Here is a 24,936-nt window from a genome sequence, read left to right as displayed (position 1 = left end):
TGTTGTACTAACTATTCCGTGAAGTCTGGCCGACTCGTCTCTCTCGCTTCCCCTGTACAGGCTTCCTTTTTTGAAAAAAACCTGCCATTTGGGAAAAAAATAGACCAATGCTTACGATTTCCCCGAAAGACCGCCGCATTTGACCGAGCTGAAGATGAACAGACGAACGAAGTCGCCCGCATCCCGCGGCAAATAAAACGATCCTTTGTATCGGAGAAAAAGTACTCATTGGTCTACCTAACGCCCAGCCGACTTGAAGTTGCCTTCTTTGCGTTTTGTCTCCCGTTTCCTTTTTCCGAAAACAGCTATTTACTTGTGAGTAAAACGGTCATTGGCCGTTTTTGAGCAAAACGAAAAGACCTGCGTAACGTTTCGAGTCAACCCTTGTTGTCCCTCAATGGATAACAAAAAGGCCTCCTCAAACAGGCGGTCTTTAGACCTCCCTCGCTTTAGCCGACGAAGTTAGCTGACGGGTAGGATGGCGAAAGAGTTTCTCATCCCTCCCACGATTCATGCGTGGGATTAACCCCTACTGATTGGGTCCTCCGTTCCCGAGTGCCTCGGGATTTGGCCATATTTTGCAATTGTTGGTTACGAATCTCATTATACGTCCGGCATAATCGGATGTTAATGTCCTATTTCAGTCTTTTTCACACGATTTTTGCATTCTTTATCCGTGTAAGCGATTTAAACCTATCAGGCCTCATCCGATCATGATATTTCATCGTTTCTCTTCCGTTTTCACATTATCAGCCTATTTGTTTGACAGCCTCTGGACAGCTGAGTAATATTAGGCACAATGATAATTATGGGAGGTATGGCGTTTGGCCATCTCTAACAAAAAAAAGCTGGAAGCTGAAATCAGCGAAGCATTCATAAAATTTCAACGCGAACTAATTGGACGAGGTCCGCAGGAAGCCAAGACCTACATCGTCGGTGATATGGTCATCGCCAGGTTCAAGGGTGTTCTTACCGTCGAAGAAAAGCATCTGTCCAGTCACGATAAAGGTCGCCGCATCGTCAAAGAAATGCGCGAGGTTCTCCGTGAAATGTACAGTGAAGAATCGGAAGAAATCGTAGAAAAGCTTACAACCTGCAAGGTACTATCGAGTCATAGCGACATCAGCACGAAAATGGGTGAACGGATCGAGGTTTATGTATTGGACAAGGACCTCGAAAAAATGTTGGGCTAAATTTTCACGAAAACAAGGCTCCGCCTCATTTGCAGGCGGAGCCTTTTCTATTTCTCTCTTAGCCACTCATCTGTTCGGCCAACCAGCCGTAGCCTTTATACCCGGGCTGACTCACGATGACGTGATTCGCCCCGAGCGCCTTGTATAACATCGCGTTCCGATGCTCCTGCGTCATCACAAAAATCCGGCAGGTGCCCAGCTGCTTGAACAGTGTAACGAAGTCGCGTCCCTCCGCCCACTCATCGGGAAAGATGTAGACGGATTGGTATATCAGCAAGGATTCCTGATCGCGGTAGCACTCGTCAAATGAGATGGGCAAAAAACGCTGAATCGTCTTATCTCCAGACCCCGCTTTCAATGAAAAGGCACCTGGATTCCTTCCCCAAAACGCAGGCAAACTGTCACAGCATAGTGTCTGGACAAAAGAAGTGAAAGCTTCCCCCTTGCCTAATACGAGATAATGCTTCATAGCAGCACCTCCCCTTCCCTTATTGGAGATCCTCAATGGACGAGATGTTCATGTACGAAGGAACCACGAGTCCGATTTTGGTTCCGTCGAGATTCGGACCCAAATCCTCGATTTGCCCACCGAATTTTTTCAAATAGCTCGTATCTGTAGACGGCAGCCACGCCGCAACCATCCCATCTACATCCCCAATGGCCACACCTGCCCACATCGGTCCAGTCTGCACCTGACTCAACTCGACTTCATACCCCAGCTTCTGCTCAAGCACATGCTCTACGACGTGCGAGCTGGCAATCTCGGAATCCCATGCTACATAAGCGAGAGTCAGCTTCTCTTTTTGGACAGGCTGTATGCCCTCCACCCATTTCGCTACTTTGACTTCATTGTTTTTTACCCATTCCGCAGCGGCCACTTCCGGATCTTTTCCGTCAATCATTTGAACCATGACCGACTCCATATCGGCTGGCTCCCACCAGAACTTATCCAGAAATTGATAGGCAGCAGGCTGATCCTCTTTCAGCCCTTTGCGCACGATGGTATGGATTTGTTCCGCTCCGCCAAAGCCGTTCTTTGGGTCCGCCAAGTATTTCAAATCCATCTTTTTAAACATCCAGTGCGGCGTCCAGCCCGTTATGATAATTGGTTCCTTCGCTTCGTACGCCTTGATCAAAGCTGCTGTCATAGCGGCATCTGAGCCTTCGACAAGCTGCCATTTATCCAAGCCATACAGGTTCATGACTTCCTCTGTCTTTACCATCGAGCCTGCTCCTGCGTCGATTCCGATGATTTTGTAGTCGAGCTTTTCTCCTAGCGCGTTGTCCGACGTCTCAGAAGGAATCGGACCGACCACCGTTGCTGTCGGTATTTGTGTGTTTGTGTTTTGACTAGAGCATCCTGCGAGCCAAGCTGTCGCTCCCATCATGACTGCCAATATAGCTGGAATCATTTTGTTCATCATGTATTTCTCTCCTTTTTTCCTGCATGTTGGGTAAGTCGATCCAAGACGATAGCGATGATCACGATGGATAGCCCCGCCTCGAATCCTCTTCCTATATCCACTTGCGATACGGCGCGATATACGTCTGCACCCAAGCCTTTCGCCCCGATCATAGCCGCTATGACCACCATCGACAGGGCGAGCATGATGCACTGATTGACTCCCGCCAAGATCGTCGATTTCGCGTATGGCAGTTGTACTTTCACGAGCTTTTGCCACCCAGTTGCGCCAAAGGCGTCCGCCGCTTCCTCCATTTCCGCTGGGACCTGACGTATGCCTAAGTTCGTGAGACGCACGATTGGCGGCAAAGCAAAAATAACGGAGGCAATAACTCCCGGCACCTCGCCCAAACCGAAGAAAAAGATCGCGGGAATCAAATAAACGAACGCGGGCATCGTCTGCATCAAATCCAGTACTGGCGTAACCAGATTGCGAAACGTATCGTGTCTCGCGCAAAGAATGCCCACCGGAATCCCGATGACGATCGAAATCATGGTAGCAGTGAGGACGAGTCCCAATGTCTCCATCGTTTCATCCCAGTACCCCAAGTTGTGGATGAGAGAAAGTCCAACAACCGTAAAGACCATGGACGCTCTCCCTGCAAAAACCCACGCAGCGGCCCCCAGCAACAAGATGAGAATCAGCGAAGGTATCTCTGCCAAAACCGTAGAACAGTAAGTCACCATCGTGGAAATGACGATAGCCACCGGATCAAACAATACCCCTTTGTACTGGCCCAGCACCTCCACGAACCCTTCCATCCAACCGCCAATCGGCAGCTTAGGCACGGCGTCCATCACTCATCACCTCTGCTCTCTGATGCTCTTGTACATTGACTTTGCCTACCAGCCCGCCTAGCACCGCTCCTTTTACGATGACACCCAATAATCGCTGCTGGTCGCCCACTACAGCAATCGGGACGTGCAGGTCTGCCATCATCGGGAACAAGCTGTGCAGACGTGCGTCAGGCGAAACGGTAGGGAGGTCGGTTTTCATGATTGCCTCCAGCGAATCTCCCGTACCAATCGCAAGTGATACGTCATACGCCGTAATCAAGCCAAGCAGTGTGCGCTTTTTGTCCACGACGTACAAGCTGGACACGCCATTATCCATCATGAGTTGCAGCGCCACTCGGGCCCCTTTGTCAGGCGTGATTGCTTCTGCCCGTTTCATCACATTTTCAGCAACGAGCACCCTGGACAGGTCGGCATCCTCCACGAACTTCCGCACGAATTCATCCGCTGGGTCTGCCATAATTTCTTCCGGGCGGCCGATCTGAATGATCTGCCCGTCTTTCATAAAGGCAATCCGATCGCCCAGTCGCAACGCCTCATGCAAGTCATGTGTAATGAACAGGATCGTCTTTTTCATCGTCATCTGGAGCTCCAGCAGCTCATCCTGCATATCTTTTCGAATGAGTGGGTCCAGTGCACTGAACGCTTCGTCCATCAAGAGAATATCTGGATTATTAGCCAACGCCCGCGCCAGACCGACCCGCTGGCGCATCCCTCCGCTCAATTGATCCGGGTGCGCATTTTCCCACTCGGTTAATCCAACGAGCGCAAGTGCTTCCCGTGCTCTTTCTTGCCGGAGTCCTGGCGGTACTTGCTGAATCTCCAAACCAAACTCCACGTTTTCTCGTACCGACCGCTGCGGAAACAGGGCGAAATTTTGAAAAACCATCCCGAGCTTCTTCCTCCGCACCTCACGCAAAGCTGCTGCCTTCATGTCCACGATCTCTTCCCCATCGATCTCGATGCTTCCGCTCGTTGGGTCAATCAGTCGATTACACAGTCGGATTAAGGTGGACTTGCCGCTGCCTGACAGGCCCATAATGACAAAGATTTCACCTTCCTCGACTTCAAAGCTGACCTGATTGACACCGATGGACTGGCCAGTTTGCTTGTAAATTTGTTCTTTTGTCCGTCCTTCCGCCAGCAGCTTCAAGGCCAGTTCGGGCTGCTTGCCGAACACTTTTGTCAGTCGATCGACTTTCATTTTGGGCATGGTATCCCTCATCCTTCGTTTTTTCGTAAATGTAAAAAGCCCGCGAAGCTTCCACACTCAAGCAAAACCAAGCAGGCACGCTTGATTTTTACTCGTGTAGAAAATCCGCAGGCTTACGTAATACCTGGCGCCCATTTTCAGGACTCCCTGTACTCTGTCTTCCTGATTTCGATTGTCAGCGGTTTATGTCGTACCGACTGCCTCTCAGCGATCCACACCACTCCCTTCACGTTGTATCGGCGTAAGCTGCTCGTCGGTATTTCCATAAAAAATAGGCCGATCCATTCTTTTTCTCCAGAACAAAGGTCCCAAAGAAAAAGCCTGTATCGACCTATCACACGCCCGCAAGGAGTCCCCTTGTTGCGCATTATATGCCTAGACTTTATCCATTCATGACCTTCCCTGCTTTGGCCGACGAGGTTAGCTGACGGGTAGGATGGCAGAGAAGACATTTCCTCATCCCTCCTGATCACTCAGGATTAACCCCAAAAGATTGGTTCCCCCGCTTCCGAGAATATCGGAACTAGGCCGTATTGTGTTTTGTTGCTTATTTGATCGTGATTGTGACTTTGATTATACGCTCGCTTCCAGTTATTGTGAACGTTCATTTTCGTTGAATCAAACAGAATAGCGCCTTTCTTAATGAGTCGCATTGATTTAGATGGTTCATGCTCATCCAATTGAAGAATCACTTGGCTATCTTTCCCTTTTTATACACAAACCTCTACGCATACACGCTCCTCATAGGAAAAGCGCTGACTGATGTCCGTGACAACCTCCCAGTCATCCTCCCCGACCCGGATGGAATAAAGCAGTTCTCGCCCCTGAAATTGCACATGAGATACCTTTCCGATAACGCCTTCCATTCCTTGCTGCCACGCTGCGAGCTTCAACTGATCGGGACGAACCGGCAATATTTGCTGAGCGTGAAAGGAAGAAAAGTCGCGGGAAACAGCAATCGGTACCGCTGGCTCTCCTTGCCTCTCCAACAGAAAGGTATTGGGGCAAGACCAGTTTCCTTTTAAGAAGTTAGCCCGTCCCACAAACTTGGCGACAAAAGGCGATTGGGGCGAATAGTATATATCCTGCGGGCTACCTGCTTGTTCCACCCTGCCTCCTTTCATTACGACGATCTGATCCGCCATAGCCAGTGCCTCTGACTGATCGTGTGTGACGTAGACGATGGAAGTCCCCAGCTCGCGGTGAATAAATTGGATTTCCTTGCGCATTTGCATACGCAGCTCTGCATCGAGACTGCTCAATGGCTCGTCCATCAGAAGCAGCGTAGGGTTAAACACGATGGCCCGCGCCAGAGCAACGCGCTGCTTTTGTCCACCAGAGAGCTGATTGGGAAATCTCTCTTCCATTCCTCCAAGACCGACCATCTCCAGCATTTGTGCCACCCGTACCTTTGGATTATCTTTGTAAGCGGCAGGCACGTGCTTTTGATGTTGCAACGGAAACACGACATTCTCATAGACAGTCAAATGCGGCCAAAGTGCGAATGACTGAAACACCATACCAATCCGCCGCTCCTCTGGCGGCTTTCTTCTTGCCTGGTCCGCTACGCACTCTTGATTGATCCAGATTTCTCCGCTGGTAGGCGATTCAAAACCCGCCAATAGCCTAAGCAGTGTCGTTTTTCCGCAGCCGCTCGGCCCGAGCAAAGCAACGAATTCCCCTTGTCCAATTTGTAGATCCAGATGGTGGAGCACCGTCACATCTCCGAATTTTTTGGAAACGCCCTTCACTCTTGCACTGTTCATCCCTGTATCCTCCGTTGCCAATATCGTTTCCATAAACCGCCCATTGTCAAAGCCAGCAGGATGGCCACTACGATCAACGAAGAAAGGGCCGTGCTATGAGTCGTTGATCCCGCCTGCTCAAAGCTAAAAATAACGACACCGATCGTTTCCGAACCGGATGACCACAGAAGCGATGATATTGTCAATTCAGTAAATGCTGTCAGGAACACTAGAAACAAGCCTGTTGCCATTCCCGGTGCATAGAGCGGGAGCAATATCCGGGACCACCTCGTCCAAAATCGACCACCGTTGATCCGTGCTGCTTCTTCTACTTCCTTGCCCACCTGCATAATGGAGACCGTACTGCTTTTTACTTGCAAGATCAAAAAGCGAGTCACATACGCAATCAAAATGAGCCAAACCGTTCCATATATTCCTGGCTGCCAGCTGGGAATCGGCTCGATCCACGTTAAAATCATCGCCAGACCAAGCACCATACCGGGCAAAGCATACGGCAAAGCGACAGCCCCTTCCATTACTTTTCCCATAAAGGAAGGCCGATGGATGCGCCAGTAAGCGAACCATGTTCCAGCCACCACGCACAAGACGCCAGTCAAGCAGGCCAGCATCAGGCTATTGCCGATGGCCGCTCTCGTTCCAACATGGTCAAACAATACAAACGCAAAATGCTTCCATGTCAGATTTTGCGGAACAAAAGGCAACCCATACGCCTTGATGAAAGCGTTCGCTGCCATGGACAAGAGAGGAAGCACACTCGTCACCAACAAAAAGAGTCCAACAAGAACCTCCACACCCCGTCGATATCTTTCCAAGTGACGGCGAATCGATTTGTCCTCGGCACTGGTCTGGTCCACCCGGCTTTTACGCAAAAAGAGCCACTGTACTCCTGTTCCCGCCAATGCTATCACGCCAAGCAAAATAGACAAGACAGATGCCCTCGCAAAAGCGCTCGGTCCAAATCCGATGACCTCCTCATAAATCAACGTACTCAATAAAGGGATATTTTCCGGGATCCCGAGAAACGCAGGGACACCAAAATTATCGAGTCCGGAAATAAAAGCAAGCAGTCCGCCTCCTGCAATTCCCGGTAAGGCGAGTGGGAGTGTCACCTTGCGAAATACGGTCGTAGCCGTAGCCCCTGAAGAATGAGCCGCCCATTCCAGTTCTTTGGGAATCCGATACAGAACGGACAGCGTGAGCATGTAGACCAACGGATAATGCGTTAGACCCATTACAACAATGATCCCGTCCAAGCCATAGACGTCCCACAGCTCCAAAGGCCCACCATAAAGCCAGCTCGCTGCCCGGTTCAATACCCCTTGCGGACCTGCCAGTTGTGTCCAGGCCAAGGTCATCACGTACGAGGGAATCAGCAATGGCAACAGGGCAAGTACATGAATGGCAGACTTCCAGCGTATGTCTGTATAGGCGCATAACCAAGCCAACGACACGCCAATGACTAACGCGATGAGCGTAGAAGCTCCTGCCGCCGTAACGCTGTGACCGATAGCGTTCCACGTGCGTTCATGTGTGATCACATCCGCAAAGTATCGAAGACCGATCCCTGCTTCTGTTTGCACACTAAGAGCGATCAACTTCCACAACGGATACATAAAAAAGAAGGCGACCGGCACCAGCACGATCCATGTGGCCGCCTTTTCCAACGACAGGGGCACGGCTATTTTTCGCCGTTCCCCCATCTTGCGCTCGGACACTGCTGCTTGCCAGTTACTTTGCACCCATCATCTCTCCAAATTTCTTTTTGTCCGCCTCTCTGTTCGCTTCAAGTTCATCTGTATTCGCAGAAAGCACCTTGATCTGGTCTTGAGCGCGTAGCCCTTCCGGAGCAGCGATGCCTTTTCTGATCGGAGTGTACCCGAGACTGCTTGCAAGCTGCTGTCCTTCTTCCGAGAGCACATAATCGACAAACGCTTTTGCTGCCTCTGCATTTTTCGTTGCTTTCATGATCCCGATTGGTTCGGTTATGACAGGAACACCCTCGTTTGGATAGATGAGCTCGACTGGAGAGCCGTCTTTTTTCGCCCGAGCTACGAGGTAATCCACAACCATCCCATATTCCTTCTCGCCGCCTGCGACGCTTTTCAATACGGCACCATTGCCTTTAGTGACTGTCATCTGGTTTGCTTTGAGTCCAGCTATGTAGTCCCAACCAAAATCAGCCTGCCGAGTAAGTACGCCTATGTTATAGGCTGCTGCTCCAGAGTAGAGTGGACTTGGCATAATCGTTTTGTTCGAGGCTTCCGGACTGGTCAGAACCTTCCAACTGTCCGGAAGAGCGGCAACCTTGCTGCTGTTGACTGCAAGAACGGTTGCCATCACTTTGGTTCCCGTATAGGCGCCCTCTGCATCCTTCCACTCCGCCGGAATGTCCTTAGCCTCGGGCGAAGCATACGGCATGAGCAAATCCTGTTTTTTCAGGCTAGCAAAGGTCGGTGCATCCGCAACCAAAAGCACATCTGCTTTTACCTGCCCAGCTTGTGCCTCCGCCTGCAAGCGACTCATCACTTCCTCTGTACCGGATCGGAACAGCTCTACTTTTACCTCCGGATAATTTTTCGAAAAACCCTCGATCAATGCTTGCGCGTCTGCATCTGGCTGGGAGGTATAAAAGCTCAGCGACCCTGCGATTTTGGCTGGGGCAGGGGCAGACTCAGATGTCGCTTCAGTGTTCGCCGCCGGGGTTGGTGATGTGGAAGAAGGCTGGGAACCGCAGGCTGCCAGTCCGAAGACAGCAACGGCTGCGAATAAAGAAAGGGTCCATTTTGGGCTAAGAACACGTTTCAATTGTTCATTCCTCCTAAAAATCATGAGTGGTTAACAGCTAAGTGCTTTGCTTCGCGCCTTGAAACCATTTGCCGATTTTTGCCTTCATGGCAGTATTCGTCATGTTTAATTGCAAAGGAGTAATAGTGATATAACCGTCGCGAAGCTTGTAATAATCGGACTCCTCGTCCTCAAAGTGAAGCTCACTCAAGTGGTCGGAGAGCCAGTAGCACATATACCCTTGTGGATCGTTCAAGCCCACATATTGATAGCGCAGAACATCCATTGCCAGCGGCGTGACTGCTACTCCTTTTACCATTTCCCTGGACAAATACGGGAGATTGATGTTCAGAACCGTTTCGGGACTGAGCTTGTGTCTGAGCAGGGTTTCAAATATTTCGTAGGCAAGCGGCTCGACGATTGAAAAATTCGGGTTTGGCTTCAGCGTAGCGAGAGATATAGCGATGGAAGGAATCTGGTACATCGCCCCCTCAATCGCTGCTGAGATCGTACCTGAATAAAAGACATCCCGTCCCAGATTCGGTCCACGGTTGATTCCAGATACAATTACATCTGGCTTTTCCTTGAGAATGACCTCAATCGCCATCTTGACGCAGTCAGCCGGTGTGCCATTGACGGCCCATGCTTCCAGCGAGGTTTCAAAAAAGTTTACTTTGTTTGCTTTGACTGGCGATTTCAACGTAATGGCATGGCTGATCGCACTACGTTCTTGATCCGGGCAGACAATGGATACATTGCCAAAGGGCTGAAGTGCCTGTGCCAGACAAAGCACTCCACTTGAAAAAATTCCATCGTCATTGGTTACGAGAATATTCAAAATAATACGGACCTCCTATCCAAATGAAACACAATCCTCTTGCCGTAAATAAACCATGTTTTGCTTAAGCTGAGACAAGCTCCTCGCATCATCGAAGCCTTCTACAACAACGGGTCTCTTTTCTTCAAACAACAACGGCCAAATGCCTGACAAATCAATCTCTCCTGTTCCTAATGGCACATGCAGCTTGGTTGCCGTAGCGTCGCTCACATGAATTTTATCGATCCCCTCTAGCTCGCTGTAAAATTGCGACAAGGAACAGGAAAGAGGAACATGAGCAATATCAAACGTGGTTGTCGTCGGGTATTCCAATGCCATTCTCAGTTGATTCATATCTTGCGGTGTCACGATCATTTCCTTCGGCAGAGGCTCAATGTGCTCGATAGACAACATACAGTCTTTTTTCCTTGCTTCGTACGCCAGCTCATTCACGCTCTCAATCAGAATCGGCTCATGCCAGCTTCGGTTTCTGGGAGACAGCGTCACTCGTCCCGGATGGATGGTTACACTTTTGGCTCCGATTTCACTTGCTAGCGTCAAGGAACGCTTCACTTCTTCAATGGATTGCTTGCGAATGCCATGATTCAGCGAACACAAATTTAAATCCCAGCTAGCTGCATGCAAGGTCAGCTTCATTCCCGCTCGTTTTGCCGCCTGTTGGATTTCTTTCGGGTCACTTTGGTAACACCAGACGTGCTCCGCCCATACCTCCATACCCGCAAATCCGTATTGACGTGCAATCAAGACAGCCGCCTCTACCGGGTAAGCCCACATCAGTGTTGATGAAACATACAGCATTTCCACCACTCCTTTACCTCTGCCGGGATTGGCACGCTACCGACCGGATATGGGTTGCGTGAGCGATGACCGTGAAAGTCGCTTCCTCCCGAACGGATGAGATGATGGGCTTTGGCTTGTCTCTCCCAAAAAGCCATCTTTGCTGCAGAATGTCTCGGATAATATACCTCAATGCCGTCGATTCCGTATTCAAGCAACGCATCAAGCTGAACCTCAAAAGGGTAGATGCCAGGATGAGCCAGTACAGCAATTCCGCCCGCTTCATGGGTAATTTCAATTGCTTCCCGTGCAGAAAAGATAGGACGGGGCACGTAAGCGGCACACCCTTTGCGCAAATACGTCTCAAAGGCAGACTGGGGAGTTGAGCAGTAGCCCCGGTCGGCAATGACCTCGGCAACATGCGTGCGAACCATCACTCCGCCGTTCGCCCGTGCCATGCACTCTTCCATAGAAATGGACAGCCCCTGTCGATTGCAGCCCACAACTATCTCATTGATCCACTCGATACGCTCCCGTTGCCGTCTTTCCATGACATGAAGCAAACGAGCATCGGATATATCTAAGCCGTACCCCAAAATATGTAGTTCGTCCTCCGATCCGTCTGTATTCCACTCAATTCCCTGTATAAGCTGTATGCCGAGCTGTTCGGCATCCTCACGGGCAAGCAGATAACCATCCACGGTATCATGGTCGGTAATAGCTAAATAATTCACACCACGCTCTTTGGCCTCTATGAGTAATTCCCGAGGTGACAGCTTTCCGTCAGAAGCAGTCGTGTGCATATGCAAATCCAGCATGACCATTCCTCCTGTTTCACTATCAGACATTGCTGTGTTCTCTGTTTGATTTCATTCTAAATCCCCTTTTTTAAGGCCATATAAAGCACCTAACAAGGTTTGATAAAAGTAAAATCAGGTGTTCATGCGATTTTGTTTCGTTCATCCGTTGAAATATGTACGTTTGATTAACGATTTACGAATTCTTTACAAAAAAGAAAAAAGCTCTCGCCTCAATCAGGCAGGAGCTTTTGGATAGGCACGATGATTAAACGACGTCGTAGCCTTGGTCTTCGATTGCTTCTTTTACTGTATCCAGAGTCAAGTTACTCTCGTTATAGGAAACCTCAACCTTTTTTTCAGCCAGGTTTACTTTGCCTTCTGCACCCAGATCTTTCAATGTGTTCTCAATGCGCGCTACGCATTTGTTGCAAGACATACCTTCTACGTTCAATGTGATATTTGTCATGATCAATCTCTCCTTGCATTTTATGTTGTATAGGTAAGGCGGACGAAGCCGCTTGTTACTGTTGTTACAGCTTCACTCGTTGTAGTCTCAGAGCGTTGAGTACGACGGATACGGAGCTGAAGGCCATTGCGGCACCGGCAAGCCATGGAGCAAGTAAGCCGATTGCGGCAATTGGAATGCCCAAGGTGTTGTAGGCCAATGCCCAGAACAGGTTTTGCTTGATGTTGCGGATGGTGAGTTTGCTCATCTCGATAGCGTCTGCGACACTGGTCAGTTCGCCGCGCATCAAGGTAATATCGGCTGCTTCCATAGCCACATCTGTACCTGTACCGATTGCCATACCGACGTCAGCGGTAGCAAGTGCAGGAGCATCATTGATACCATCGCCGACCATCGCGACTTTTTTGCCTTGTTCTTGCAGTTTTTTCACTTCTGCGGCTTTGCCTTCAGGCAGGACTTCTGCGATGACGTGATCGATTCCTGCTTCACGGGCAATGGCCTCGGCAGTTTGACGATTGTCACCGGTCATCATAATCACAGTCAATCCCATTGCTTTCATGCGTTGAACAGCTTGCTTGGAGGTTGGTTTGATCGTATCCGCTACGGCAATCAGGCCAGCGAGCTTGCCTTCGACGACTGCGAGCATCGCCGTTTTACCGGAGCGCTCCAGTGCCAGCATGGTATCAGACACTGCATGGTACGAGATTTGATGTTTTTCCAGTAAGCGGCGGGTACCGACGAGTACTTCTTTGCCAGCGACGGTTGCCCGGATACCAAAACCAGGAATAGCTTCAAATGAACCTGTATCCGACAGAGTGATTCCTTTATCCGCAATACCACGAACGATAGCTTGAGCCAATGGGTGCTCAGAGTTTTTCTCAGCGGCACCAACCAAAGAGAGCAGCTCTTGCTCTTCGATATCAATGGCGATGACGTCTGTCAGTTCTGGCTCGCCTTTGGTTACGGTTCCTGTTTTATCGAGGACGATCGTATCCAGGTGGTGAGCCGTCTCCAGATGCTCCCCGCCTTTGAACAGGATGCCCAGCTCAGCTGCGCGTCCAGAGCCCGCCATGATCGAGGTCGGTGTTGCCAAACCGAGGGCGCATGGGCAAGCGATTACGAGTACGGCAATTGCTTTTTCCAAAGCCTCACCGAAGTTGCCAGGTATAACGAAGAAGTACCAGATCAAGAAAGTAAGAATAGCAATCCCTACTACGATTGGGACAAAAATCCCGGAGATGCTGTCAGCTACACGCTGAATCGGTGCTTTTGTTCCTTGTGCTTCTTCCACTACTTTAATGATTTGCGCCAGTGCCGTTTCTTTTCCTACTTTGGTTGCCTGGACCTTCAAGAAACCGTTTTTGTTCAAGGTAGCGCCGATGACGGTATCGCCTGCGGCTTTATCCACCGGAATACTTTCACCAGTCAGCATGGACTCATCAACTGCGGACTGTCCTTCCATGACGATGCCATCTACAGGTACTTTGTCGCCCGGCTTCACGTGAACGACGTCGCCCAGTCTTACTTCTTCTACAGGAATGGTCATTTCGGCGCCATCCCGTACGACTACGGCTGTTTTTGCTTGCAAGCCCATCAGCTTGCGGATCGCTTCCGAAGAGCGCCCCTTTGCTTTCATCTCAAACAGTTTACCCAAAACGATCAACGTGATCAGTACCGCACTGGTCTCAAAGTACAGCTCCAGCATGTGGCCACCATGAGCACCGATGGAGTTGATCGCGACCCATAAACTGTAGAAATAAGCAGCCGAGGTACCGAGAGCCACCAGCACATCCATGTTGGCACTCTTGTTGCGAAGGGCTTTGAAAGCTCCCACGTAAAACTGTGCTCCGATGATGAATTGTACGGGTGTTGCCAATGCCAGCTGTACCCACGGATTCATCAAGATTTCAGGCAGCCAGATAAATGAGGTGAAGGAAAAGTGGCTCACCATCGACCAGAGCAGCGGGAGCGAAAGAATCGCGGAAATCCAGAACTTGCGGGTCTGCCGTTTGATTTCTTCCTGGCGACGATCTACTTTTTCTTCTTCTTTTCCTTCTTCCTTGCGAGTGGCCTGATACCCTAGCTTTTCTACCTTTTGAATAATGTCCGTCACACTTACCTGTGAGGAATCGTACTCAACAGTGGCGGTTTCCATCGCCAGGTTCACGTTTGCCTTCAGAACCCCGGCTGTTTTGTTCAAGCCTTTTTCGATCCGTGTGGAGCAAGCCGCACATGTCATTCCCGAGATGTTTAGCTCCACCTTGTCAGTGACGACGCCATAGCCGAGCGATTCGATTTTGGAGCGGATGTCGTCGATGTTCGTTTTCGTTGGATCGAACACGACTGTGGATTTTTCCAAAGCCAGATTGACGTTGGCGGTCTCCACTCCCTCCATTTTTCCCAAGCCCTTTTCGATGCGCAGTGCACAAGCTGCGCAAGTCATCCCTGAAATTGCGACTGTTGCCTCTGCTGTTTTGGCACTCATTATAATCCCTCCGAATACCCTAGCGGGGTATATTTTATCGTATCGTTTCCCTAACGTTGTTTCCTGATCACACCTTTACTATACAATACCCCCTCAGGGTATATCAAGTGCTTTTTTCATTTTTTTTCTAAATGGGCGTTACGTGCTGAAAATACCGGGAGAAATGAAGGATGTGACTAACAACTAATCACTTACGTATTTATTCAGAGTTAAATCATTCAGAAACAATTGCTTTAAGGAGATTGAAATGATGGAAACGAAATCACGGAAAGTCATCTTAGTTGGCACCATCTGCTATACGATTTTAATTTTATTTTTTATGTTCTTTGCGTTTAACAGGCTCGACGGTGCAACTAGTGTAGAAGGATATACCTTTATCCTTGTCCCAGAAGGAGTACCACTTAAATTTCCGGAACTAACTTATTCCTGGATTGTTGATTTCGGAAACGTTGCTGCTTTTATCCCTTTTGGAATATTATTTCCCCTGTTGTATCGTGTCAGATTTGGGAAGTTCATATCCTTGTTTGTCATAGCGATTCTCGTTTTAGAAACGATTCAGGCTTTAACGTATCTTGGCAGCTTTGATATCAATGATGTGATATCCAATACATTAGGTGCAGCCATTGGCTATGTTGCCTATCGAGTAGGATTTTCTTCAAATATTTCTTATAAAAAGCTCATTGCTTCGGCTCTAACGATTGTTGTACTTATATTTGGAGTCATGGTGGTCTCTGAAATCCTCAAAAAAAGAGAAGGCCCTATCCAATCATTAACGGTTATGAAAGAAATGACAGGAACTACACCTATGACGGAGAACCTCCCAAGCTTCACCGTAGCAGGTGAGCGAATAGAGCCGAAAATGAACGTGTATAGCAGTGAAGGTGAATCAACCAAAACATACACCTATATTCTGGGGAACAAAGAAAATGTCTGGCTTTCTTTCTATTTCGGCATTCCCGACAACGGAGACTCAACGGGTGAAGCCAAAATCATCGTAGATGGACAAGAAATATCTCAGTTAAACGAACAATCCTATCAAGGGGCAGAGGCTTTAAGGGAGTTGCCTTTTAACGAGGTAAACGAAATTACCATTATCGTTTCCGGAAACGCTAAGCTGTGGGATGTTGGAGTCCGTGGAATGCAGCATTGGTGGGAGTGAGTAAAATAAACGAAACGAGCCCTAGAAGCGATTCTAGCGGCTCGTTTTTCTTTGACTATTTTGTTGTTCAATCTCTCTTATTTGCCTTGATTCGCTTCTTTCTGATAAGCTACCGCGATTTTTGCAGCTACTTCAGCATTGTGTTTCACCAGCGCGATGTTTGTTGCCAAGCTCTTGCCTTCTGTCAGCTTTTTCACTTTATCGAGCATGAATGGCGTTACCTGTTTACCTGCAATGTTGTTTTCTTTTGCTTCTGCGAGTGCTTTTTGAATCACAGCCTCGATTTCCTGGTGGTTGAGTGCATCGGATTCTGGTACTGGGTTTGCGATAATCATACCGCCTTTGAGTCCCAGATCCCATTTGGTGTTCATCATCTTACCGACTTCTTCTGGTGTATCGATACGCATGTCTACACCAAATCCGCTTTCGCGAGCGAAGAAGGATGGGAATTCATCCGTGCGGTAACCCACAACTGGTACACCTTGTGTTTCCAAATATTCGAGTGTGCGGCCGATATCGAGGATCGATTTCGCACCCGCGCATACTACAGCTACATCTGTTTGAGCCAACTCAGTCAGGTCAGCAGATACGTCCCAAGTGATTTCGCCTTCACGGTGTACCCCGCCGATACCACCAGTTGCAAACATGTGGATGCCAGCCATCTCAGCTGCGATCATGGTAGCGGCTACTGTAGTCGCACCGATTTTACCGCTAGCCAAAATGTAAGCGAAGTCCCGGCGACTTACTTTTGCTACGTTTTTATTCGTTGCAAACTCCTCCAGCTCGCTGTCAGACAAACCGATTTTGATTTTGCCGTCCATGATCCCGATCGTAGCTGGTACAGCACCGTTGTCGCGAATGATTTGCTCTACTTCTTTTGCCATTTCGATGTTTTGCGGATATGGCATACCGTGCGAAATAATCGTCGTCTCCAGTGCAACTACCGGCAGGTTGTTCTCCAATGCGTGGCGTACTTCCTCAGTAAAGGTCAAATATTGTTTCATCTCTTATCGCTCCTTTTCGAATTGTTCTACGGCCATTTCCAATTGTTCTGCTTTTAATAGAGGAGATACGGACTGCTCTGTTTGCAATGTCAGAGCGGATGCTGCCAATCCAAGACGGCACGCTCTCTGGAAAGACTCTCCGTTTACAATGCCATACAGTAGTCCCGACGCGAACGCATCTCCCGCACCCGTTACATCTACTACTTCTGTTGGATATGGAAGCATATGCTCCTCAACGTCCTCGGATTGATAGTAAATGCCTTCTTCGCCCAAGGTCACAATGACGTGCTTGACGCCTCGTTCCCTGATCTTGCGGCAAGCCTCGGCGCATTCTTCGATCGTCGTGATCTTCATGCCAGCCATCAGCTCGGCTTCTTCGCGATTCGGCAAAATCGCTTCTACTCCGTCCAATTGCTGTGGGAGCTTCTTTGCTTTAATGGATGAGACCGGGTCAACGAAGAGCAGGATGTTTTCCTCCCGGCAGCGTTCGATGATGTAGGCCAAGCAGTCCGCCGGAATGTTTGTATCGATGAAAACCACGTGGGCTGCTGCAATATGCGACCATTTCTCCGCAAACATCTCCGGTGTGAGAGCATCGTAAATATCCATGTTCGCCAGGGAAACAACCATCTCGCCATCAATATCGAGAAGCGCCGTATACGTTCCCGTCCGCTGTGTAGGAAGTCTCCACACCTGGCTGATGTGCACCCCGTGCTTTTTCGTCTCCTGCAAGAGCCATTCGCCTTCTTTGTCCTCACCAACGCTCGTAATGAGGGACGTATTGCAGCCAAGACGACCGAGGTTCTCCGCGATATTCCGTGCCACCCCTCCACACGATTCCATAATCGTTACGGGATTGGATGAATGTAGACGCACCTGTTGCTTGCCGCGTGCTTTGCGGTCCAGGTTGGCCCCACCGATACAAGCAATCATTCCTTCATCACGAAGTACATAAGCCCGTCCCTTGATTTCCCCGCGTTTGGTCAACTGTGCGATGTAGCCAGCTACCGCTGAACGTGAGATTCCAATCAGATCAGCCAGCTCCTGCTGCGTGATAAAAGGATTTTGCCGGATATGATGAAGGATCTGCATGTCTTTTTCCACGGTCATCCTCCTTTCTTTTGTTACGCTTTCACAGCTCGTTTACAAACAAAAGTTTATCACTAAGACAACTGTTTGTACAGGCGTGTTTTTCATTTTATTTTTATCTTAATTTGACAAACAGGAACACGATCATGTAGGATTATCTTAAATTAAAGATATCGAAATTTCGATGTAAAGGAGGGTCCATTATGTCTGACAAACCACTTCGAAATGATCCCCTCGATCTTTTTGTCGTTTTATCAAGGTCATACAACTGGGTTACCGCTCACTCCAATCGTCACATTCGCGAGCATGGACTTAATCCAACTGAATTCGGCGTACTAGAGGTATTATTTCATAAAGGTCCTCAACCATTGCAGCAAATTGGCGAAAAAATATTGATCTCCAGCGGAAACATCACATACGTTGTGGACAAACTCGAAAAGAAGCAACTGCTCATTCGCAAGCCCTGTTCAGCAGACCGCCGCGTCATTTTTGCGGAACTCACTGAAAAAGGGCATCAATTTTTGTCTGAAATCTTCCCTCCTCATCAACTCGCTATTGAGAAAGCGATGGAAGGTCTCACACCAGAAGAACAACGTCAAGCAATCGAACTGCTAAAAAAATTGGGCCGCACTGCTCAAGCTACTTATTAGATGAGCAGCCCCTCTCTTCACCACAATCGTTTTAAAAAAGTGTTGACAAAAGATCTGATACGTAATAATCTTAAAATCAAGATTTACACATTAAAAGTTAGCGACTTACTAAACGGAAGGGGAATGAAATTTTCATGAGTAAAGTACTTTTTATTAAAGCAAACGATCGCCCAGTTGAGCAGGCTACAAGTGTAAAGCTGTACGAAGCTTTCACGAAAGCATACAAAGAAACACACCCAAACGACGAAATCGTTGAGTTGGATCTGTTTGCTGAAAACCTCCCTTATTACGGTAACGACATGCTGACTGCTATGTGGAAAGCAGGAAACGGCATCGAGCTGTCTGCTGATGAGCAAAAACGTGCTGACTTGGTTAACAAATACCTGAACCAGTTTACAGCAGCAGACAAAATCGTATTTGCTTTCCCAATGTGGAACTTCACTGTTCCTGCTGTTCTGCACTCGTACATGGATTACCTCTCCCAAGCAGGTAAAACATTCAAGTACACAGCTGAAGGTCCAGTTGGTCTGATGGGCGACAAAAAAGTAGCTCTGTTGAGCGCACGCGGTGGCGTTTATTCCGAAGGGCCTATGGCTCAGATGGAAATGGCAAACAAATACGTTCGCACGATCCTCGGCTTCTGGGGCGTTAGCAATGTAACCGAAGTGATCGTAGAAGGTCACAACCAATTCCAAGACAAAGCAGCTGAGCTCGTTGCAGCTGGTGTAGAAAAAGCAGTAAAACTGGCGGAATCCTTCTAAGGCCCGCCAGCCTTTTTGGGCAAATATCTTAAAATAAAGATATACTAATTAAAAGTAATTAAGGAGAGATGAAAAGTGTTGGATACTGGATTGTTGTTGATTCGTTTGGTCATTGGTTTGACGTTTGCAGGTCATGGTGCACAGAAGCTGTTTGGCTGGTTTGGCGGTTATGGTTTGAAAGGAACAGGCGGCTGGCTGGAGTCTATCGGAGTGAAACCTGGCGTAGCAATGGCTTTTGTCGCTGGATTGTCTGAACTCGTTGGCGGTCTCATGTTTGCCACAGGCGTAGGTATCTGGCCAAGTGCTATTCTGCTTGCTTTCACAATGCTGGTTGCCATTCTGAAGGTACACGGTCAAAATGGATATTGGGTCACACAAAACGGATTCGAATACAACCTGACATTAATCGTAGTCGTTATTGGGGTAGCGTTGATCGGTCCAGGCGCATACATTTTGTTTTAATGGCAACTCCTCACACCCCGTAAGCCAGCAATCGTACTAAGGGAGGAACATCAGATGGAAATCCGCGTCTACACACAGAACGAGCAAGCAAAAGGACATTTTGGCGACGGTGAAATCGTAGAGAATAAACCAATTGGCTTCCCTCATGAAGGCTCCGTTGTCAAACGGGTAGGACCGCTTTTTTACTGGGCATGGGCAAAATCGCTGAAGACATTTGAAATTCCGCTGCATCCTCACTCCGGCTTTGAAATTTTGTCGTATGTCCTCACAGGGACAGTCGGACATCGGGACACACTCGGAAATCTTCAAGAGGTGTCGACAGGCGGCGCGCAGATCATGCAAACCGGTTCAGGCGCGTACCATGCAGAAGAGCTCGGCAAGGATACAGAAATGTTTCAAATCTGGTTTGAACCGCATCTTGCGCAGACAACGAAGCAACCGCCTACTTACAATCAGTATGATCATGAGGAGTTTCCGTCTGAGGATGTCGATGGTGTCCAAGTAAAACACATCATCGGATCGTCTGCTCCCATTCAGTTGGTCACGGATTCCTTGATGAGCGATATCACGATTCCCGCTGGAAAGTCGTATGAAAAAGAACTCCCGGCTGGTTATGCTCACGCAGTCGTCATAGTGGAAGGGAACGGAAGCGTTGCAGAGAAAGCAACTGTCAGCGAGAACCACACCCCGGCAACCAAAGGTGACTTTGTCGTTCTCTCCTCCGCGGAAAGCAGCACAGCCATCTACACAGCCTCAACGGATGCTCCACTCCGCCTGGTGTTGATTCAAGTACCAACTGAGGTTGATTATCCACTCTATCGTAAATAATCTACTCTTCTAAACGTCCTTATCCTATCATCAAGCCCGACCGTCACATTTTTGTGACGGTTTTTTTCGTATAAACTCCGCCTCCTCATGGGACATTAACGAGGAAATCGTTAACAATTTTTGGTGCCGATCAGAAAGGAAGTTGAACGTGGAAGATATCGTGATGACCAGAGCCATATTCGGGACGACTATGGCCTTTCACATTATTTTTGCGACCATGGGTGTTGGTCTCCCGCTCATGATCTTGCTGGTGGAGCTCCTCTTTTGGCGGACGCGTGACCGAGATTACGAGATGATGGCCAAACGCTGGACAAAAGCCCAGGCGATCTTATTAGGCGTCGCGATCCCCTCTGGTACGATTGCTGGAGTCCAGCTTTCCCTATTATGGCCTGGATTCATGGAGATTGTCGGCAAGGTGATCTCGCTACCTTTTCAGATCGAAATATTCGCTTTCTTCGTGGAAGCCTTATTTATGTCCATCTACGTTTACGCGGCTCACCGCTTATCCCGCAACATGCGTTTGTTGAGCTTGTTCATGGTTTTGCTTGGTGCGACGGCGTCCGCGATCCTGATTACGAATGTCCACGCCTTTGAAGGCACGCCAACTGGCTTTCGGATGGTCGATGGGCAAATCGTCGACGTGGACCCTTGGAAAGCTTTTTTTAATCCCAGCTTTTTCGTGACGGCAGGTCATGTAACTGTCTCTGCTTATATGACGGGGGCATTCATCGTCGCTGGTGTAGCAGCGTGGAAAATGCTGCGCGCTGAAAAAGGCAGTCGGGTTTATTTGTATCATCAAAAAGCACTCTTGGCCGGTTTAATCGTGGGAGGCACCTTTTCCCTATTAACTGCCTTGAACGGGCATGAATCCGCGCAGCTTTTGCATAAATACCAGCCGGAAAAGCTGGCCGCTGCGGAAGGACTGTTTGAAACACAAGCATATGCCCCACTCGCGATTGGCGGCTATACCGATCCCGAGACAAAAGAAGTCAAATACGCCATCGAGATTCCATGGGCGCTCAGCTTCCTTGCAGCCAATCGCTTTGACGAGGTCGTGGTCGGTCTGGACGACTTTCCAAAGGAGCTGTGGCCTCCACTCTACATCCATACGTTATTTAACGGGATGGTCATCATCGGTAGCTTGTTGATCTTTGTAGGTTTCATCGGCTTCGCTTGGAAGAAGCTCCTAAAACGATCTCAGTTTCCCCGTTGGGTTCTCTGGATCTTTGTCGCGAGTGGACCGCTCGCCTTGCTAGGCATCGAATTCGGCTGGATTTTTGCCTGCACAGGACGCCAGCCATGGGTGGTGTATCGCGTGATGAAAACAGTTGACGCTGCTACCCAAGCAGCAGGCATTTCTACTCTATTTTGGATTTTTCTCTCGGTGTACGTATTTTTCGCGATCGTCACCCTGCTCGTATTCCGCAGCTATTTTGGCCGCCATCCCTTACAGCTCGATCCGCCAGAACAGCCGAAAGTGGACGGAGGAACGGCATGACCGACACGATTATTGCCATTACGCTGCTCTGGATTTTCGTCGTCATCTATTCCGTCGCAGCCTCCTTCGACTTCGGTGCTGGTTTTTGGTCGATGATCTATTTGAATCGGGAAAAAACCAAAGCCACCCAAATCGCCAATCGCTACCTCTCGCCCTCCTGGGAGGTCGTGAATGTCTTTATCGTGTTAATTGTAGTCGCGCTCGTTACCTTTTTCCCTGGCGCGACCTACACATTGGCAAGCCTGCTGCTTGTTCCCGGATGTCTCGTGGTGTTATTGATGTTGATTCGCAGTACGTTCATGGTGTTTTCTCATCTGATTTACAGGTATGACAAGATGCTCAGCATCGTCTCAGGCGTTACCGGGATATTGGTGCCAGCTCTGTTAATTAGCGTACTTCCTGTGACACAGGGCGGGCTGGCTCGAACGGTCAATGGTGTGGAGTCTCTCGATTGGGGACTCTTTTTGACCAGCCCGCACGTCTATTCTTTTATTGGTCTTGCCGTCAGCAGCACACTCTACCTCTCGTCGCTGCTTCTCGCGGACTATTCCTTCGTCGCAGGTGAAAAGCAAGCCTTCGCCGTCTACCGCCGGGATGCGGTGCTTCTGGGGCCGATTACGCTGCTAGCGGCATTGGTTACCGTGCTGACGATGCAGATAGAGGCAAAATGGCTATATGATCGCATTCTCGACTATTTGCCGTGGCTTATTGCATCGGCGGTCTGTTTTTTCATTAGTTATATCGCTCTTTTGCTGCCTCAAGACCGTCGATACTTCGGCATCCATCTTCCGCGGATTGCGGTCATTGTCGCCACAACGCAATATCTGCTCGCCAGCTATGCCTACGGTGCAGCACGCCTCCCCTACATCGTCTATCCCCATGTGACGATTGAGTCCAGCTTTACACATCCGGATACGTTCCACGCTCTGTTCATTTGTTACTTGGTCGGCTTTGCGATTCTCGTACCCGGTTTTATTTATTTCTGGCGTCTGTTTATGAGGGACGAGCAGTATGTACGGCAAAAATAGCATTTTCGCGATACGCAAAAGGAAAGAGGCTTCGCCCTGATACGGCGGAGCCTCTTTTTTTGTTCAGTCAGAAGCACGATCAGAAGATTTTCTCTTCCTCCAGCATCACTTTTTGTTCAAACGGCGCCGTTAGCACGATCAATGTATAGGAGAAGCCAAAATCCCCAGTGCGTTCCGAGAAGGCAACCAATTCCTCCGTCGACCTTGTTACCACTTTCAGCATGTAGTTATACTCCCCACTGATCCGGTACATGTCTGTCACTTCCGGCGATTGCTTGCAGAAATCGATGAACGCCGCACATTGCTTGGTGCGGAACATGACAAAAGCAGTCGTGTGCTTACCGAGTTTTTCCTGAGAGATCGACGCGTGGTAGCCCGTAATGATTCCCTGCTCCTCGAGACGACGGACCCGCTCCTTCACGGCAGGCTGCGTCATCCCGATGATTCTCCCCAGCTCAGCGAATGGTATCCGCGAATTTTCGTGCAACAAGCTCATGATTTTGTAATCGATTTGGTCCACGCAGATCATCCTTTCAAATCCATAAGCGTTTCCTGCCAAATAACTTGTATATAGAAAGCCATTCATCATAAACACCTTGGTTCATGTATGTAAATTATAGAAATCGTTTCGTAAAATGTCACTACGTCAATTTTGTTAGCTCGAGGAGTGAACCACCTTGCCTAAAAAATTTTTAATCCTATTACTGGCCTTGGGAGAATTCATGATTGGCACAGCTGAATCAATCGTAACCGGAATCATCGGCATGATCGCAGATGACACCCATGTCTCCCTCTCTCTCGCTGGTCAGTTAGTGACCGCCTTTTCCCTTGCCTTTGCCTTTGGAGCTCCGGTCTTGATCGCGCTCACCGCCGGAGTAGAACGCAAAAAGCTCATCCTTTGGACGCTGTTTTCATTTATAGCCGCAAACCTGCTCGCATCCATAAGCCCGAGCTTCTCGCTGTTGATGGTATCCCGCATTCTGCTGGGGCTTTGTGGAGGCATCTACACCGTGGTAGCTCTCTCGCAAGCAGCCAATATGGCCTCCCCAGAGAAAAAAGGCAGCTCCATCGCGATCATCCTCATGGGCTTCAGCCTCTCGCTCGTGCTTGGGGTTCCACTTGGCACCATGCTGGGAGACATCTGGGGATGGCGCCCTGTTTTCGCGCTCATTGCCGTCCTGACGCTCGTTCCCTTCTTCGCTATCTTGGCCTATTTGCCGAAGCAGCAGGGGGAAGAGGCTGTCCCGCTACGCAAACAGTTGGCCGCACTCCGCAACAAACGGGTGATTCATGCGCTATTTATCTCTTTGTTCTTTGTCACAGGGTATTCCACCGTCTATACCTACATTACTCCGCTTCTACAGAACACTTCCGCCATGACGACTGCTTGGGTAAGCACCACGCTTTTCTTGGCAGGCCTCGCTAGTGTGGCTGGCTCGCGGATTGGAGGCGTCTCCACCGACAAATGGGGGATTCGCCTTACGCTGTATGTCAGCTTGCTTCTTCACGCAGTCATCCTGCTGATCCTGCCGCTGTCTTCGCAACTGTTCATGGGGGCAATCATCACCGTTATGTTCTGGGTCGCTGCCGTGCAAACCACCGTTCCAGCCCAGCAGTATTATTTGATCACGCTGTCCCCTCACTCTTCGCAGGTGGCCCTCAGCATGAACACCTCGGTTTTTCAGCTTGGACTGGCGCTAGGTGCAGGTCTCGGTGGGGTGATCGTAGACCATGTAGGTATTGCTCACATCAGCTGGGTCGGCGGTCTGCTCGTCCTCGTCGGCTTTGGCTTTGCATGGGCTTCGTTTGCTCAGGAAAAAAGGCAGGAAAGCTTGCAAGCGTAAAAACGTAAACATTGCATTGGAGACGAGAAAAACC

24 protein-coding genes and 2 riboswitches are annotated in these 24,936 nt (G+C 49.2%); of the genes, 9 read left to right on the top strand and 15 right to left on the bottom strand.

Annotated features, from left to right (window positions below; translation table 11 throughout):
• Positions 1–436: 436 nt before the first annotated feature.
• Positions 437–583, bottom strand: a riboswitch (cyclic di-AMP (ydaO/yuaA leader).
• Positions 584–824: 241 nt separating this feature from the next.
• Entirely contained in the window at positions 825–1,193 is a 369-nt protein-coding gene (locus HP567_RS04815; protein WP_064202541.1) for a DUF2294 domain-containing protein, read from the top strand.
• Between the two features lie 58 nt (positions 1,194–1,251).
• Here the strand turns inward: HP567_RS04815 and HP567_RS04810 are convergent, their stop codons facing one another.
• From HP567_RS04810 to HP567_RS04755, 12 genes are all read right to left on the bottom strand, one after another.
• Positions 1,252–1,662 carry a hypothetical protein gene (locus HP567_RS04810; protein WP_173611829.1) on the bottom strand — a complete coding sequence of 137 codons (411 nt, stop codon included), beginning with the start codon at positions 1,660–1,662 and terminating at the stop codon, positions 1,252–1,254.
• 19 nt (positions 1,663–1,681) lie between these two features.
• The gene (locus HP567_RS04805) at positions 1,682–2,617 is read right to left on the bottom strand and encodes a glycine betaine ABC transporter substrate-binding protein (RefSeq protein WP_173611828.1); all 936 of its coding nucleotides are present in this window, start codon (positions 2,615–2,617) and stop codon (positions 1,682–1,684) included.
• Positions 2,614–3,453, bottom strand: coding sequence for an ABC transporter permease (locus HP567_RS04800; RefSeq protein WP_173611827.1), 840 nt, complete (start codon positions 3,451–3,453; stop codon positions 2,614–2,616). The genes HP567_RS04805 and HP567_RS04800 overlap by 4 nt, the downstream gene beginning before the upstream one ends.
• Positions 3,437–4,663: a quaternary amine ABC transporter ATP-binding protein gene (locus tag HP567_RS04795; protein WP_217367293.1), complete on the bottom strand. Its 1,227-nt coding sequence runs from the start codon at positions 4,661–4,663 to the stop codon at positions 3,437–3,439. The genes HP567_RS04800 and HP567_RS04795 overlap by 17 nt, the downstream gene beginning before the upstream one ends.
• 393 nt (positions 4,664–5,056) lie before the next feature.
• Positions 5,057–5,203, bottom strand: a riboswitch (cyclic di-AMP (ydaO/yuaA leader).
• 170 nt (positions 5,204–5,373) lie between these two features.
• Positions 5,374–6,429: an ABC transporter ATP-binding protein gene (locus tag HP567_RS04790; protein ID WP_173611825.1), complete on the bottom strand. Its 1,056-nt coding sequence runs from the start codon at positions 6,427–6,429 to the stop codon at positions 5,374–5,376.
• Positions 6,426–8,168 (bottom strand): ABC transporter permease, encoded by a 1,743-nt coding sequence (locus HP567_RS04785; protein ID WP_229087899.1) that lies wholly within the window; start codon positions 8,166–8,168, stop codon positions 6,426–6,428. Before HP567_RS04785 ends, HP567_RS04790 begins: the two co-directional genes overlap by 4 nt.
• Positions 8,158–9,234, bottom strand: coding sequence for an ABC transporter substrate-binding protein (locus tag HP567_RS04780; RefSeq protein WP_229087898.1), 1,077 nt, complete (start codon positions 9,232–9,234; stop codon positions 8,158–8,160). Before HP567_RS04780 ends, HP567_RS04785 begins: the two co-directional genes overlap by 11 nt.
• A gap of 37 nt (positions 9,235–9,271) precedes the next feature.
• Positions 9,272–10,051, bottom strand: coding sequence for a 5'/3'-nucleotidase SurE (surE, locus tag HP567_RS04775; RefSeq protein WP_137031257.1), 780 nt, complete (start codon positions 10,049–10,051; stop codon positions 9,272–9,274).
• A gap of 15 nt (positions 10,052–10,066) precedes the next feature.
• Complete coding sequence (locus HP567_RS04770; RefSeq protein WP_173611823.1) at positions 10,067–10,849, bottom strand: sugar phosphate isomerase/epimerase family protein; 783 nt, start codon at positions 10,847–10,849, stop codon at positions 10,067–10,069.
• Positions 10,825–11,646, bottom strand: coding sequence for a PHP domain-containing protein (locus HP567_RS04765; RefSeq protein WP_173611822.1), 822 nt, complete (start codon positions 11,644–11,646; stop codon positions 10,825–10,827). Before HP567_RS04765 ends, HP567_RS04770 begins: the two co-directional genes overlap by 25 nt.
• Before the next feature lie 247 nt (positions 11,647–11,893).
• Positions 11,894–12,094, bottom strand: coding sequence for a cation transporter (locus tag HP567_RS04760; protein ID WP_173611821.1), 201 nt, complete (start codon positions 12,092–12,094; stop codon positions 11,894–11,896).
• A 64-nt stretch (positions 12,095–12,158) separates the two neighbouring features.
• On the bottom strand, positions 12,159–14,579 hold the full coding sequence (locus tag HP567_RS04755) for a heavy metal translocating P-type ATPase (protein WP_173611820.1): 2,421 nt from the start codon (positions 14,577–14,579) through the stop codon (positions 12,159–12,161).
• 247 nt (positions 14,580–14,826) lie between these two features.
• Between HP567_RS04755 and HP567_RS04750 the strand changes: the two genes are divergently transcribed.
• Positions 14,827–15,738 (top strand): VanZ family protein, encoded by a 912-nt coding sequence (locus HP567_RS04750; RefSeq protein ID WP_229087895.1) that lies wholly within the window; start codon positions 14,827–14,829, stop codon positions 15,736–15,738.
• 77 nt (positions 15,739–15,815) lie between these two features.
• Here the strand turns inward: HP567_RS04750 and HP567_RS04745 are convergent, their stop codons facing one another.
• Together HP567_RS04745 and HP567_RS04740 are read right to left on the bottom strand one after the other, a co-directional pair.
• A complete protein-coding gene (locus tag HP567_RS04745; protein WP_173611819.1) occupies positions 15,816–16,742 on the bottom strand; it encodes a pseudouridine-5'-phosphate glycosidase in 927 nt (308 codons plus the stop codon).
• Positions 16,743–16,745: 3 nt separating this feature from the next.
• Positions 16,746–17,846: a carbohydrate kinase gene (locus tag HP567_RS04740; protein ID WP_173611818.1), complete on the bottom strand. Its 1,101-nt coding sequence runs from the start codon at positions 17,844–17,846 to the stop codon at positions 16,746–16,748.
• A gap of 188 nt (positions 17,847–18,034) precedes the next feature.
• Between HP567_RS04740 and HP567_RS04735 the strand changes: the two genes are divergently transcribed.
• The 6 genes from HP567_RS04735 to HP567_RS04710 all read left to right on the top strand — a co-directional run bounded on the left by HP567_RS04735 (position 18,035) and on the right by HP567_RS04710 (position 23,058).
• The gene (locus tag HP567_RS04735; RefSeq protein WP_012684120.1) at positions 18,035–18,481 is read left to right on the top strand and encodes a MarR family winged helix-turn-helix transcriptional regulator; all 447 of its coding nucleotides are present in this window, start codon (positions 18,035–18,037) and stop codon (positions 18,479–18,481) included.
• A gap of 134 nt (positions 18,482–18,615) precedes the next feature.
• A complete protein-coding gene (locus HP567_RS04730; RefSeq protein ID WP_173606188.1) occupies positions 18,616–19,242 on the top strand; it encodes an FMN-dependent NADH-azoreductase in 627 nt (208 codons plus the stop codon).
• Between the two features lie 75 nt (positions 19,243–19,317).
• Entirely contained in the window at positions 19,318–19,704 is a 387-nt protein-coding gene (locus HP567_RS04725; RefSeq protein ID WP_173611817.1) for a DoxX family protein, read from the top strand.
• A 54-nt stretch (positions 19,705–19,758) separates the two neighbouring features.
• On the top strand, positions 19,759–20,532 hold the full coding sequence (locus tag HP567_RS04720; protein ID WP_173611816.1) for a pirin family protein: 774 nt from the start codon (positions 19,759–19,761) through the stop codon (positions 20,530–20,532).
• A gap of 163 nt (positions 20,533–20,695) precedes the next feature.
• Positions 20,696–22,030: a cytochrome ubiquinol oxidase subunit I gene (locus HP567_RS04715; protein WP_217367296.1), complete on the top strand. Its 1,335-nt coding sequence runs from the start codon at positions 20,696–20,698 to the stop codon at positions 22,028–22,030.
• On the top strand, positions 22,027–23,058 hold the full coding sequence (locus tag HP567_RS04710; RefSeq protein WP_173611814.1) for a cytochrome d ubiquinol oxidase subunit II: 1,032 nt from the start codon (positions 22,027–22,029) through the stop codon (positions 23,056–23,058). Before HP567_RS04715 ends, HP567_RS04710 begins: the two co-directional genes overlap by 4 nt.
• Before the next feature lie 79 nt (positions 23,059–23,137).
• Here HP567_RS04710 and HP567_RS04705 read toward each other — a convergent pair whose 3' ends face one another.
• Complete coding sequence (locus tag HP567_RS04705; RefSeq protein WP_237899828.1) at positions 23,138–23,578, bottom strand: Lrp/AsnC family transcriptional regulator; 441 nt, start codon at positions 23,576–23,578, stop codon at positions 23,138–23,140.
• 157 nt (positions 23,579–23,735) lie between these two features.
• Between HP567_RS04705 and HP567_RS04700 the strand changes: the two genes are divergently transcribed.
• Positions 23,736–24,902 (top strand): MFS transporter, encoded by a 1,167-nt coding sequence (locus HP567_RS04700; protein WP_173611813.1) that lies wholly within the window; start codon positions 23,736–23,738, stop codon positions 24,900–24,902.
• Positions 24,903–24,936: the final 34 nt, after the last annotated feature.

Source organism: Brevibacillus sp. M2.1A, assembly GCF_013284355.2.
Taxonomy (GTDB): domain Bacteria; phylum Bacillota; class Bacilli; order Brevibacillales; family Brevibacillaceae; genus Brevibacillus.
Note: the sequence above shows the minus strand (reverse complement) of the source record. Positions and strands in the feature narration are given on the sequence as shown.

Excerpts from the sequence above, each read along its gene's own strand:
- HP567_RS04765 (WP_173611822.1), bottom strand. The coding sequence starts at position 11,646 with ATGCTGGATTTGCATATGCACACGACTGCTTCTGACGGAAAGCTGTCA.
- HP567_RS04810 (WP_173611829.1), bottom strand. The coding sequence starts at position 1,662 with ATGAAGCATTATCTCGTATTAGGCAAGGGGGAAGCTTTCACTTCTTTT.
- HP567_RS04790 (WP_173611825.1), bottom strand. The coding sequence starts at position 6,429 with ATGAACAGTGCAAGAGTGAAGGGCGTTTCCAAAAAATTCGGAGATGTG.
- HP567_RS04710 (WP_173611814.1), top strand. The coding sequence starts at position 22,027 with ATGACCGACACGATTATTGCCATTACGCTGCTCTGGATTTTCGTCGTC.
- HP567_RS04745 (WP_173611819.1), bottom strand. The coding sequence starts at position 16,742 with ATGAAACAATATTTGACCTTTACTGAGGAAGTACGCCACGCATTGGAG.
- HP567_RS04770 (WP_173611823.1), bottom strand. The coding sequence starts at position 10,849 with ATGCTGTATGTTTCATCAACACTGATGTGGGCTTACCCGGTAGAGGCG.
- HP567_RS04755 (WP_173611820.1), bottom strand. The coding sequence starts at position 14,579 with ATGAGTGCCAAAACAGCAGAGGCAACAGTCGCAATTTCAGGGATGACT.
- HP567_RS04805 (WP_173611828.1), bottom strand. The coding sequence starts at position 2,617 with ATGATGAACAAAATGATTCCAGCTATATTGGCAGTCATGATGGGAGCG.
- HP567_RS04800 (WP_173611827.1), bottom strand. The coding sequence starts at position 3,453 with ATGGACGCCGTGCCTAAGCTGCCGATTGGCGGTTGGATGGAAGGGTTC.
- HP567_RS04760 (WP_173611821.1), bottom strand. The coding sequence starts at position 12,094 with ATGACAAATATCACATTGAACGTAGAAGGTATGTCTTGCAACAAATGC.
- HP567_RS04750 (WP_229087895.1), top strand. The coding sequence starts at position 14,827 with ATGATGGAAACGAAATCACGGAAAGTCATCTTAGTTGGCACCATCTGC.
- HP567_RS04730 (WP_173606188.1), top strand. The coding sequence starts at position 18,616 with ATGAGTAAAGTACTTTTTATTAAAGCAAACGATCGCCCAGTTGAGCAG.
- HP567_RS04715 (WP_217367296.1), top strand. The coding sequence starts at position 20,696 with ATGACCAGAGCCATATTCGGGACGACTATGGCCTTTCACATTATTTTT.
- HP567_RS04720 (WP_173611816.1), top strand. The coding sequence starts at position 19,759 with ATGGAAATCCGCGTCTACACACAGAACGAGCAAGCAAAAGGACATTTT.
- HP567_RS04735 (WP_012684120.1), top strand. The coding sequence starts at position 18,035 with ATGTCTGACAAACCACTTCGAAATGATCCCCTCGATCTTTTTGTCGTT.
- HP567_RS04795 (WP_217367293.1), bottom strand. The coding sequence starts at position 4,663 with ATGCCCAAAATGAAAGTCGATCGACTGACAAAAGTGTTCGGCAAGCAG.